General features: G+C 62.5%; 10 protein-coding genes, 1 tRNA gene and 1 other RNA gene. 4 read left to right on the top strand and 8 right to left on the bottom strand.

Going from position 1 to position 11871, the window contains the following annotated elements:
* Positions 1-3: 3 nt before the first annotated feature.
* The 3 genes from HMPREF1267_RS01460 to ffs form a co-directional block, all read right to left on the bottom strand.
* On the bottom strand, positions 4-528 hold the full coding sequence (locus HMPREF1267_RS01460; RefSeq protein WP_023028151.1) for a suppressor of fused domain protein: 525 nt from the start codon (positions 526-528) through the stop codon (positions 4-6).
* Positions 529-550: 22 nt separating this feature from the next.
* Entirely contained in the window at positions 551-1822 is a 1272-nt protein-coding gene (locus tag HMPREF1267_RS01455; RefSeq protein WP_023028150.1) for an aminotransferase class I/II-fold pyridoxal phosphate-dependent enzyme, read from the bottom strand.
* A gap of 64 nt (positions 1823-1886) precedes the next feature.
* Positions 1887-1983, bottom strand: an RNA gene (ffs, locus tag HMPREF1267_RS12555) — signal recognition particle sRNA small type.
* A gap of 209 nt (positions 1984-2192) precedes the next feature.
* Between ffs and HMPREF1267_RS01450 the strand changes: the two genes are divergently transcribed.
* The 3 genes from HMPREF1267_RS01450 (at position 2193) to HMPREF1267_RS01440 (ending at position 4225) form a co-directional block, all read left to right on the top strand.
* Positions 2193-2281, top strand: a tRNA-Ser gene (locus HMPREF1267_RS01450).
* A 128-nt stretch (positions 2282-2409) separates the two neighbouring features.
* Positions 2410-3951 carry a molybdopterin-dependent oxidoreductase gene (locus HMPREF1267_RS01445; RefSeq protein ID WP_023028149.1) on the top strand — a complete coding sequence of 514 codons (1542 nt, stop codon included), beginning with the start codon at positions 2410-2412 and terminating at the stop codon, positions 3949-3951.
* A 25-nt stretch (positions 3952-3976) separates the two neighbouring features.
* Positions 3977-4225 carry a hypothetical protein gene (locus HMPREF1267_RS01440; RefSeq protein ID WP_005276443.1) on the top strand — a complete coding sequence of 83 codons (249 nt, stop codon included), beginning with the start codon at positions 3977-3979 and terminating at the stop codon, positions 4223-4225.
* Here the strand turns inward: HMPREF1267_RS01440 and HMPREF1267_RS01435 are convergent.
* Genes HMPREF1267_RS01435 through gluQRS form a run of 3 tightly spaced genes read right to left on the bottom strand, consistent with a single transcriptional unit; the run spans position 4222 to position 7069 of the window.
* On the bottom strand, positions 4222-4557 hold the full coding sequence (locus HMPREF1267_RS01435; RefSeq protein WP_005276440.1) for a hypothetical protein: 336 nt from the start codon (positions 4555-4557) through the stop codon (positions 4222-4224). The two genes, HMPREF1267_RS01440 and HMPREF1267_RS01435, sit on opposite strands and share 4 nt — an antisense overlap.
* Before the next feature lie 3 nt (positions 4558-4560).
* Positions 4561-6153, bottom strand: a complete 1593-nt coding sequence (locus HMPREF1267_RS01430; RefSeq protein WP_023016562.1) for a sodium:proton antiporter — start codon at positions 6151-6153, stop codon at positions 4561-4563.
* Between the two features lie 13 nt (positions 6154-6166).
* On the bottom strand, positions 6167-7069 hold the full coding sequence (gluQRS, locus tag HMPREF1267_RS01425; protein WP_023016561.1) for a tRNA glutamyl-Q(34) synthetase GluQRS: 903 nt from the start codon (positions 7067-7069) through the stop codon (positions 6167-6169).
* A gap of 33 nt (positions 7070-7102) precedes the next feature.
* Here gluQRS and HMPREF1267_RS01420 point away from each other — a divergent pair, with 33 nt between their 5' ends.
* A complete protein-coding gene (locus tag HMPREF1267_RS01420; protein ID WP_023028148.1) occupies positions 7103-7786 on the top strand; it encodes a queuosine precursor transporter in 684 nt (227 codons plus the stop codon).
* Here HMPREF1267_RS01420 and tgt read toward each other — a convergent pair.
* The gene (gene tgt / locus HMPREF1267_RS01415) at positions 7762-9018 is read right to left on the bottom strand and encodes a tRNA guanosine(34) transglycosylase Tgt (protein WP_023016559.1); all 1257 of its coding nucleotides are present in this window, start codon (positions 9016-9018) and stop codon (positions 7762-7764) included. The genes HMPREF1267_RS01420 and tgt overlap by 25 nt on opposite strands.
* A complete protein-coding gene (locus HMPREF1267_RS01410; protein ID WP_023028147.1) occupies positions 9015-11642 on the bottom strand; it encodes an MMPL family transporter in 2628 nt (875 codons plus the stop codon). The genes tgt and HMPREF1267_RS01410 overlap by 4 nt, the downstream gene beginning before the upstream one ends.
* Positions 11643-11871: the final 229 nt, after the last annotated feature.

Below are 11871 nucleotides of genomic sequence, written 5' to 3'. Positions count from 1 at the left end.
CGGCTAACCCTCGCGCGACCAGTCCAGCAGGTCAATGCCCTGCTCGGCCACAGCCTCTTGCAGCTTGCCGACGCCCTCTTCCACCCCAAACGCATATTCCGCATCCGTCAGCATGACCAACTGCAGCACGAGCGTCAGGCGGTCATCCTCGCGGTACTGCGGCGTCTGCCCGCCCCAGAGGTACGGGGCGATGAGCAGCCCGTGGTGCACGGTCTGCTCGCCAGGGAGATCTAAAAGCGACGGCAGCAAGACGCCGGGCTGCGCGGGCAAGAGGCCGCCCGCCTTCTCTAGCTTCGCGGCCGCAGCCCCCACGGCGGCGGCGACTTCGGGCTGGCCCACGCGCGCCACCGTGACCAATTCGCAGCGCACATCTAGGCCTTCGGCATCGCTGCGCAGGCCGGTATCGACGTCGTTGAAGGTGGTGGTGAGGGCGAGGGATTGGGCATCGGCAAGCGTGGCTAAACCCAGCCTGCGCCCGTCGACGTACCGGAACTCCAGGGGAGCCGGGATGACCTCGCTGAGCCACACGGCGGATTCGTCGGCGTTGATTTTAGCCCTCCGCCTTTTCGATGGCCGCCAGGAGCACGCAGGTGGCAACGCCGTCGATGGCTTCCTCGATTTCCTCCTGCGGCGGCAGCGACACCGCAAGGCGGATATTGCGGTCATTCTCATCGCGGCCGTGCGGGTAGGCCGCGCCCGCCTTGGTGAGCACGATGCCGGCGTCCTTGGCCAGTTCCCACACGCGGGTAGCGGTGCCATCGACGACGTCCATGGAAATGAAGTAGCCGCCCGCTGGGTCGGTCCATTCCGCCACGCCGTACTCGCCCAGGCGCTCGTCCAAGATGCGACGCGCGGCGGCAAACTTCGGCGCCAGCAGCTCGGCGTGGCGGCGCATCAGCTCGCGCACGCCGTCCGCGGAGCCGAAGAACTCGGCGTGGGCGAACTGGTTAATCTTGTTGGGCCCAATACCGCGGATGCCCGCGTTCGCCAGGTACCAATCAAGGTTCTCCGCCGAGGACCCGAAAAAGCTCACGCCAGAGCCCGCGAAGGTGACCTTGGAGCTCGAGGACATGGCCCAGAAGCGGTTGGGGTGCCCGCCCTGCTTGGCGATGTCCAGCACCGGCAAGACTTCCGGAAACTCCTCTGTCAGCGTGTGTACTGCATAGGCGTTATCCCACACGATGCGGAAATCGGGCGCCGCGGTGTCCATTTCTGCCAGGCGGCGGGTCTTTTCCTCCGAGATGAGTACGCCGGTGGGGTTGGAGAACATGGGGATGAGCCACATGCCCTTGACCTGTGGGTCCTGGGCGAGCTTAGCGATGGCCTCGACATCTGGGCCGTCGTCTTCCATCGGCACAGTCACCAGCTCAAAGCCGAAGAGCTCCGTGATGGCAAAGTGCCGGTCATAGCCGGGAACCGGGCAGATCCACTTGACGGTTTCTTCCTCGCTCCACGGGTGCGGCGAATCATTGGTGCCGAAGATATAGGACCAAGAAATGAGGTCGAACATGATGTTGAGCGAGGAGCTATCGCCGGCCAGCAAGAGCTCTGGGTCAATATTGATTAACTCGCCCCACAGCTCACGCAGCTTCTTCACGCCCTTCAGGTTGCCGTAGTTGCGCAGGTCAGCGCCTTCAGAATCGGTGTAGTTTCCCTCACCCGGCAGCGATAACAGCGCGTTGGAGAGATCGAGCTGCGCCTTCGATGGCTTGCCACGGGTCAAATCCAGCTTGAGGCCCTTTGCCTTCAGTCCCGCATATTCTTCGCGGACTTTCGCGGCAAGTTCTGCCAAGGCGGACGATTCCAGAGTGAGAAGCGACATTAGTATGTCTTACCTTCCATAGTGTGGTGCGACGTTTAGCCACCAATACTAACGCACCCTGCACAAAAAAGGGACCCCGCGCACCCGTCAGAGCCTCCTGACCCTTGCTGCATTCCTGCCCTGGGGGAGTTCAGAGGATGGACGCCACGCGGAATCCTGTCTTTACCTTAACGCCCACGGCCCGCATAAGCCAAATACACCGCCGCCCGACATCGCTTGGGGCGAGGCGGAAGGCTGTGGGGGCATCGGCAAGCGGCAGCAGTTCGGTGAGCGCCGGGTCCTGCCCTACCGAAACCCAATAATTGCCCAAAAATCGGTACTGACCAGGCGATTGGCATTCTAATTGCCACGGCTGCTAATGTTTCTTCTCGGAGGATTCGACTAGCGGCCTATGTCACACGCCTGGAACGCGTGCGGGGTTCACGCCCCTCGTGGGTTCAAATCCCACATCCTCCGCCACTGGAAATCCCGGCTCGAAAGAGTCGGGATTTTCACATATCTACAGCCTGCTTGTTTAATCCGTGAAAACCCGTCAAAATAGAGATAGTTCCTTTCCCCATAAATTATCTCACTAGGACGCTCTCCCCATGGACTATGTCTTGGCTCTCGGCGAAAACCCCGATTTTCCTTTGTGGCTTCGCGCGACGCACCTCATCAACTTTGTACTCATCGGCATGCTCTTGCGCTCTGGGCTGGAAATGCTTTCTTCCATGCCGCGCCTGTGGTGGCGCAATGACTGCGCCCCTGGCACCGAATGGCTGCGATTTACCAAGCGCAAGCTGCCCAAGGAAGAGGGCGTGTATACCTCTTTGATGGACGAGCTTTCGTGGTCGCCGCTGGTGACCCTGCCGGGCCGCGAAAACGTGGGCCTCGGCCGCCACTGGCATGGCCTTTCGGTCATGCTGTGGGTCCTCAATGGCCTGGTATATGTCGTGCTGCTCTTTGCCACTGGCCTGTGGCAGCGCCTCATCCCCACGTCCTGGGACATCATCCCGGAGGCCTGGGATACCTTCAAGGTCTATATCAGCCTCAGCGCCCCCGGCATCGAGCACTTCACGCCCTACGATGCCCTCCAGCAGCTTGCCTACGCCTTCGTCATCTTCATCGTCGCGCCCTTCATGATGGTGACCGGTCTGGGCATGTCGCCGGCCATCCGCGTGCGCTTCCCGTGGTTCGTGAAGATGTTGGGCGGGCACCAGGGCGCGCGGTCGCTGCACTTTATCGGCATGGTCTTAATGTCCGCGTTCATCCTGGTCCACGTGGTGCTGGTCTTCTTCGTGCACCGCGAGCACAACATGGTCCACATCGTCTTCGGCGACGTCTCCACCGAGCGCTACATGCAGGCCTTTACCACCGTGGTCATCACCATCGTGGCGGTCATCATCTTCTGGATTGCCCTGTCCTACTGGACCTTGGCAGACCGCGCCCGGGCGCATAATTTCTTGGTCTCGTTCACCGAAATCGGCCGCAAGCTTTCGCTGAATCACTTCCACCCGCGCAAGCCCAAGGAGACCAAGGACTCGCCGATGCCCATTTCCTCCTTCCACTGGACCAACGGCCTGCCGCCGACGGAGAAGGAGTCCCCTGAGTGGACCGAGTACAAGCGCAATGGCTGGCAGGATTACGCCATTACCGTGGCTGATGATGTCAACGGCACCGAAAAGACCGTCACCCTTGAGCAGTTGCGGGAGCTGCCGCAGACGTCCTACATCGCCACGCATACCTGCATGCAGGGGTGGTCGGCGACCTCCAAGTGGGGAGGGCCCAAGCTTGCCGATGTCCTCGAGCTACTCTGCCCCCGCCCCGAAGGCGCCAACTACGTGCTCATCGAGTCCTATGGCTTGGCGCAAAAGATGTACGATAACCGCCCGCGCGAGCCTTTCTACGCGGCCTTCGATGTCGAAACGGCGATGGAGGATCAGTCGATCTTGGCAATCTCTCGCAATGACCAGGACATCGATCTGCACTTGGGCGCCCCAGTGCGCGCCCGCGTGGAGTCGAACCACGGGTATAAGGCCGTGAAGTGGGTATCGCGGATTGCCTGGATTGGTGATTACGCCGACTACGGCGATGGCCGCGGCGGCACCCGCGAGGATTCCGCGCTCCAGGCCTTCAACGGCCGCATCTAGCACCGAAGGATTAGAATCTGTTTCTATGACTGATAAATCTTCCGTCACCGAAACCCGCATCGCCATCGAAGGCGTCCGCAACGACAACGACGTGCGCAAGTGCCTGCAAAAGCTCTACGGCATCTTTGCCGATACGGGAATGGGCCAAGCCACCTTCGAGATGACCGGGGAGGCCACTGCGGATGTCGTCATCAAGCACTCCGAGTCCGTCACGGTGGATCCGGAGGTCATCGATGCGGCGGTGCGCAAGGCGGGGCCGTACCGCCTGGCCTAATCGATGCGCGGCGGCTCGTAGCCGTCCTCTTTAAGCCACGCGATATGCGGTGGGGTATTCATGCCCCACTCGCTGCGCGCCCAGGCAAAGGTCTGGCGCACCTCGGCCTCGGAATAACCGCCATCGCGCAGGTACTGCCGGAAGCCATTCGGCCCGGAATCCTTGATCCAGAGCCAGACGTAGTCGTCGAGGGAGTCATCGGCAAGCAAGCTTTCTAAGCCCGCCGGAACGAACTCGCGCTCGGCGCGCACGCGGTCCGCTAAGTCCTCATCGAGGAAATCGTAGAGGTAGTCCATCGCGTCCTCGAGCTCGGCATAGTGTTGTGGATCCATGGGCTAAATCTCCCGGTGCTTAGTGCCGATGACCATGCGGTCGATCTCTTCCAGTATCTCATCCACGATGGCCGGATTGAAGGCCCGATCCTTGCGCAGGGCTAGGAGCTCGCTCTGGGCGGCGTTGAGCGCGGTGCGGCGGGCCTCCAGCGCGACGCGGCGGGCCTCCTCGGCGCGCTGCTTGCGCTCGTCGTTATTCTCGGCGGGGTTTTCGCCATCGCCCAGGCGGTCCTCAAACCACTGGATGACGTTGGCGGAAATCTCCGGATCGACCGTTTCGGCCTCACCGGTGGCATCGTCTTCCGGGCGGAATTGCGATAGCGCATCGATGCTGGCGGCGCGCGCCCGCGAAACCACCGCGGCGCGCATCTTATCGTTGGCGGCCTGCGAAGCCTCGGTGAGATCGAGCTGCCGCATCAACCACGGCAGCAGCAGGCCGGGCAGCACCATGGTGACCAGCAGGACGGTCAGGGCGATAACGGCCAGCTCGTGGTGGAAGGCGAAGACGCCGGTGGGAATGGACAAAACCAGCGCCAAGGTCACCAGGCCGCGCATGCCGGACCAGGTCATCAGCAGCACCTCCTGCATCCGCAGCGGGGCAACGTGCGGGCGCCCGCGCGAGACGTTGAGGCGGTAGTAGAAGAACATCCACACAAAACGCACCACGAAGGCCACCAGCGAAAGGATCACGCCGACCATGACGGAGTGCCACAAATCCGAGCCGACCTCCGCGATGGCGGTATTAACCGTCAGCCCGATAAGGCCAAAGGCGACACCGGTAAACAGCAGCTCCATGGTCTCCCAGAAAGACTGGCCGGAAAGCCGGTCCTCGGCCTGGATATCAGCGCGCGAGTTGAGCTCGACGGCGGCGATGACCACGGCGATAACACCAGAGGCCTCCAGCTCCTCGGCCACGAGGAAGGTGGCAAAAGGAACCACCCAGGTCAAAGCATTGCGCGCGACCACATCGTGGACGTGTGTAATAAACAGCGCCGTCAGCCGCCCGATGAGCCAGCCAATGGCAAGCGCGACGACGGACGAATAAAGGAAGCTCAGCACGCCGCTGCCAAAGGAAATATCCCCGCCCTGGGTCACGGCGGCGAGCGCGAGGTGGAAGGCGACGATGGAGGCGGCATCATTAAATAGCCCCTCCGTTTGCAAGGTGGTGATGATGCGGCGCGGGATGCCGGCGGGCTCGGCCACCGCGTCCACGGCCACGGGGTCCGGCGGGGCGATGGCCGCGCCGATGAGGATGGCGGCGGCGATGCTAATCCCCGGCAGGAATGCGTAGGCGGTCGCGCCCACGGCCAGGGTGGTGGCGACGACAAGCAGCACGGACAGGCTCAGGATGGTCACCCACTGCCCGCGAATCACGCCCCAGGACGTGCGCCGCGCCAGCGCCCACAGCAGCGGCGGCAAAAAGATGGGAAGGATGAGCTCGGTGGGGATGTCGAATTGCGGCAGCCCCGGCACGAAAACGGCGCAGGCGGTAATAATCGTCAGCAGCGCGGGCCAGGGCAGCCCGACCCTATCGCCGATCGCAACGACGAAGACGGTCAGCAGCATGAGCCCGATGAGAACCAATAAAACTTCCATGGGCTCGATAGTATTACGCGCGCCAAATATACGGCTCGCGGCTCAATTCCTCCGGCTGGAATTGCGCGAGGAGCTCGGCGGCGGTCTCCGCCTCATAGCCCAAAGACTGCGCCAGCTGCTTGACGATGCCCCTCGGCTCCCCCATCTCCCCCATCTCCCGCATCGTCACCGCGCCATCGCGCTTAGCCAGGCGCTTGCCCGCAGCATTCAGAACCAGCGGCACGTGCACGTAGGTCGGCGGTGCAATCCCCAATAAGGAAGCAAGATAAGCCTGGCGCGGGGCGGAGGATAAGAGATCGTCGCCGCGGACCACCTGGTCGATGCCCTGGTAGGCATCATCCACAACCACCGCCAGGTTATAGGCCCAGCCGCCGTCCTGCCCGCCGCGGCGCAGGATGAAATCATCAACTTCGCCGGTGAAATCGCCGTGCAGGGCGTCGTGGATGGTGAAGCTGGAGACATCGGCGCGCAGGCGCAGCGCCGGCTGGCGGTTATCGGCGGCGAGCTGGGCGCGTTTGGTGGCACGTTGGGCATCGGAAAGCGCACGGCAGGTGCCCGGGTACTGGCCCGGAATGGCGTGCGGAGCGCGGGAGGCTTCGCGGATATCCTTGCGCGAGCAGTAGCACTCGTAGACCGGCAGCTTCTGGAGCGCCGCGGCATAGGCGGCATCGCGATCCTGCTGGTAGATGACCTCGCCATCCCACTCCAGCCCCAGGGCCGCAAGGTCCGCGAGCTGGCGCTCGGCCGCCGCGCGGGAGGAGCGCTGCTTGTCGATGTCCTCCACCCGCACCACAAACCTGCGCCCCGTCGAGCGCGCGTAGAGCCAAGCGAGAAGCGCCGTGCGGAGGTTGCCAAAGTGCAGATCGCCGGAAGGGCTCGGGGCGTAGCGGCCCGCCCCGGTGGTCGCGGAATTCATAATCCCAGCATACGGTTTGGCACAATAGTGGGCATGGAAAAATCCCCCTCCTCTCAAGTGCGCTTTATCCCCGTCCATTCCACTCTTTATCCCTGGCTAGTCACGATCTTCGTGGTGACGTTTTTGATTTCTAATATCAACGCCACCAAGGGCGTCCAGCTCGGGCCGCTTGTAACCGATGGTGCCTTCTTCCTCTTCCCGCTGGCCTATATCGTCGGCGACGTTTTGTCCGAATGCTATGGCTTCAAGTCCACCCGGCGCGCCATCTACATCGGCTTTGCGATGGCGCTGCTGGCCGTAGTGTGTTTCTATATCGCCATCTGGCTGCCGGCGGCGGATTTCTATGAGGGCCAGGAGGCCTTCGCCGCCACGCTCGGCTTGGTGCCGCGGATCGTTTTGGCCTCCCTGGCCGGCTACCTAGTGGGCCAGCTGCTCAACGCGTGGACGCTAACCGCGATGAAAAAGCGCACCGGCGAAAAGGGCCTTTTCTCCCGGCTAATTGCCTCCACCGTGGTGGGTGAGTTTGGTGATACCTTGCTGTTTTGCGCCATTGCCGCGCCCGTCATCGGCATCGACACCACGAGCGGGTTCATCAACTACGTGGTGGTGGGCTTTGTGTGGAAGACGCTGATTGAGGTCGTCCTCTTGCCCATTACCTCCACGGTTATCAAGCTGGTGAAAAAGCGCGAGGATTACCGCGCCTTCGACGCCGCGTAGTAGCGGCCTAGGAACTCATCGCGGTAGTCCTCGTAGTAGCCGCCGTTGATCGCTGCGCGGATATTATCTACTAACCGCACCATGAATTCCACGTTGTGGATGGTGCACAACGTACCGGCCAAAAATTCCTTCGCCTTGAGCAGGTGGTGCAGGTAGGCGCGCGAGTAGTTCTCCGTCACGTAGCCGCCGAATTCCTCGTCGATGCCCTTGAAATCCCGCTTGAACCGCGCATTGGTGAGGTTAAGGCGGCCATCAAGCGTGTAGACGCCACCGCGGCGAGCCAGGCGGGTCGGCGCGACGCAATCGAAGGTATCGGCGCCGGCTTCGACCGCGGTAAAGATGTCATCCGGTTCGGAGATGCCGAGCAGGTGGCGCGGTTTATCGTCCGGTAGTTCATCGCACACCCAGCCCACGATGGTGCCGAGGTTCTGCTTTTCCAGCGCACCGCCGATGCCAAAGCCACCGAATCCGCGCCGGCCCTTCTCTCGCGCGGCGCGATCCAAATCCAAGAGCCCGCGGGTGGCCTGGCGGCGCAGGTCCTCGTATTGCGCTCCCTGCACCACGCCCCACAGCGATTGCTTTGGGCGGTGGTAGCGCTCGCGGGTGAGCCGATCGTGTTCCTCCAGGCACCGCTGCGCCCACCGGTGCGTGCGGGCGACGGATTCCTCCTGGTAGGTGCGCGAATCAATGAGCGTGGTCAGCTCGTCGAAGGCGAACATGATATCCGCGCCCAGCCCGTGCTGAATCTGCATGGACTTTTCGGGCGTAAAGCGGTGCTTGGAGCCATCGATAATCGAGCGGAAATCCACGCCTTCCTCATCCACCTTGGCCATGCGCTCCCTTTTCGCGGCGCGAATATCCTTTTCGGTGAGATCCGCCAGGTCCATGGCGATGACCTTTTTAAAGCCCACGCCCAAAGACATCACTTGGAATCCGCCGGAATCGGTGTAGGTCGGCCCGTGCCAGTTCTCGAATTTCGCCACGCCGCCGGCCTCGTCCACGATATCGTGGCCCGGCTGGAGGTAGAGGTGATAGGCATTGGATAAAATTGCCTGCGTTCCGGTGGCGCGAATCTGCTCCGGCGTCAGTGTCTTTACCGTGGCCTTGGTCGCCACTGGGATAAACGCCGGGGTGGCGATATCGCCGTGCGGGGTGTGGATAACACCACTGCGGCCATGCTTGCCGGGGCCTTCGGGCAGGCGCTTATCGATGTCGAAACTTAAGTCCTTCATTCCTTTTCTTCCTCTACTTCCCTGGCCTTCTGGCCGTGTTGTGCTTCCCATTCTTCCTCAAGCGCGGTGCCTTCGATGTCTACGGTGGGCAGAATCTTATCCAGCCACTTGGGCATCCACCACGTAGCGCGGCCCATGAGGAACATGGAGGCCGGGACGAGGGTCATGCGGACAAAGAAGGCATCGAAAAGCACGCCCGCCGCCAAGGCAAAGCCGAAGATCTGGATGAACGGCAGCGGCTGATTGATAAAGGCCACGAAGACCGAAATCATGATGATGGCCGCGGCCGTCACCACGCGCGCGCCCTGGGTAAAGCCGGTGATGGTGGCCTCGTCGACGGCATTATAGGGCCCCGACGTGCCCTTCGGATGCCGCGCGATGTGCTCGCGCATGCGGGTGACTAGGAAGACCTGGTAATCCATGGCCAGGCCGAAGGTCACGCCGATGAGGAAGATCGGCATGAACGATAGCAGCGGGCCAGGGCCCGGGACGAGGCCCCACAGGCCGTCTTGCCATACCAGCACCGTCAGGCCGAACGCGCCGCCAACCGAAAGCAGGAAGCCCAAGCCCGCCACCAGCGGCACCAGGAGGGAGCGGAAGACGACGAGCAGCAGCACGATCGCCAGCCCCACGACGATGCTGAGGTACGGCGCCATGGCATCGCGCAGGCGCTCGGTGATGTCCAGCTGCACGGCGGTCAGACCCGTCAGGCCAACTTCGGTGCCGGTGGTGCCTTCGATCTGCTTGGTAGCAGAGCGCAGCGCGTGCGCGACATCAATGGTTGCCGCTTCCGTCGGCGAGGTTTCCGGGGTCACCATGATTTGTGCCGCGCGCTGATCATCGCTGAGCGAAACGATTTGCGCGTGCTTTACCCCGCCGAGCGTCTTTAATTGATCCGCGGTATAGAGGAAGGACGCCAGCGCCGCCTTGTCCTCGGCGCTCTTCGGCGCAGCAGCTGCTTCCTTGTCCTCGACCTCTGCGACGGGCGCGATTTCCGGCTCCGCTGGCTGTTCGCCGGGTTGATCTGCTGGCTGATCCGCGGGGTGTTCTGCCGGGTGCTCGGCTGGCTGGTCGGGCGCTTCGTTGGGCGCGGGCTCAGGTGCAGGGCCGGCTGCATCGCCGGGCGAGTCAGCGGGCGCCTCGCCGGTGCCTTCTTCGGCGTCGTCATTTCCGCTCTGGGCCGCCACCAATGGGGCGAGTGCGGCGGAATCGGCGTTGATGGTGTGGGCATCGACAACCGCGAGGAACGGCCCGTTGATGCCGGGGCCGAAGCCCTCGGCCAGCAGGTCGGCGGCCTTGCGCTGGGTGGTATCGGGATTTGAGGTGGTATCGGCAGGCAGCGCCAAATCCATGTGGAGCACGGGGGCGGTCATGGCGCCGAGGGAGAGGACGACGAGGGCCATCGCCAAGCCGGGCACCTTTTGTACCAGCCGTACCCAGCGATTGCCCATGGTCGGGCCGCGGCGCGCCTTGCCCTTGCGGGAAGAATTGCCGGCCACGCCGGGGATGCGGCCGGCAAATGCCTTGTCCCCCAAAAGTCCGAGCATCGCGGGGATGAGCGTGAGGGAGACCAGGACGGCGATGGCCACGGTGGCCGCGGCGGAAAGCCCCATGGCGGTGAGGAATTCGATGCGCGCAATGAGCAGGGCAAAAAGCGCGGTAAAGACGGTGGTGCCGGCGAAGACCACGGAAGAGCCCGCCGTTCCTGCCGCCATACCGGCGGCCTCTGGGGCGGACATGCGGGCCCGCTCGGCGCGGTAGCGGGACAGGATAAACAGCGCATAGTCGATGCCCACCGCCAGGCCAATCATGATGGCCAGCACCGGCGTCATGTTGTTGAGCTCGATCCAGTGCGTGGTAATCATCATGCCGCATGCGCCCAGGCCAACCCCGATGACGGCCGAAATCAACGGCATTCCGGAGGCGACCAGGGAACCGAAGGTAAAGATGAGCACGAGGAAGGCCACGCCCAGGCCGATGACCTCGGAGGTGGAATTGACCCGAATCTCATCGCCAAACCCGGCACCGCCGGCCTCAACGGTAAGCCCCTGCTGCCTGCCAATATCCATCGCTTCCGTCACGATGTCCTTATCGGCCTGCTCCACGCTATAGGGCGATTCGGCATCGAAGTTGAAGGTGGTATAGGCAATGGTCTCGTCTTCGTTGACCATGGCGAGGTTATCGGCATCGGCACGCGCGGATGATTCCGGCAGCCCCATCTCCGTGAACTGGTGGATGACCTCGTCCTGCAGCCGCGGCGAGACCTCAAGGGGGTTGCCAAAGCGCATGGTATCGCCCATCTCCAGGTTATCCTCGAGGTGGGAAATGACCGCGTCGATGGCCTTGTCGTTGGCGGAATCCGAAAGCTTTTGGCCCTCCGGGGCCTTGAATACCAAGTTCACCGACGGCGAGTTGGCGGGATTGCCGCCCTCCGGGAAGAGGTCCATCGTCTTGTAAGTGGCATCGATGGACGGGGTGCCTTTGATAGCGAACTCGCTAGTCATCGGCTTCATTAGCATGGCGGCGGCACCACCAACGGCGGCAAGCAGCACCACCCACGCAACGATGACCTTCCATTTATTAAGGAAAGACCAGCGCCCTAGCCGGTAAAGGAGTTTAGCCACGGGAAGTTGTACCTTCGCATTCGCGTAGTCGGACTGATTGAACTTCGCCCTAGTGTAATGGCCATGTCCGGTATTCCCTATTACCTAGCCGGCTTGCAGCCAGTATTCACAGACGATGCCAAGGCGGCAGGGTGCCCCTCCCTGCGCAAAAAATTCGTGGCCCCGATATAGTCGAAGACTAGGTCGGGGGCCACGATAAGGTGCTGGGACGGTACCCAGTTATAAGATT

This window comes from Corynebacterium sp. KPL1824, assembly GCF_000478095.1.
Lineage (GTDB): Bacteria > Actinomycetota > Actinomycetes > Mycobacteriales > Mycobacteriaceae > Corynebacterium > Corynebacterium accolens.
The sequence above is the reverse complement of the archived record's forward strand: the minus strand, read 5'-3'. Positions and strand labels throughout refer to the sequence as shown.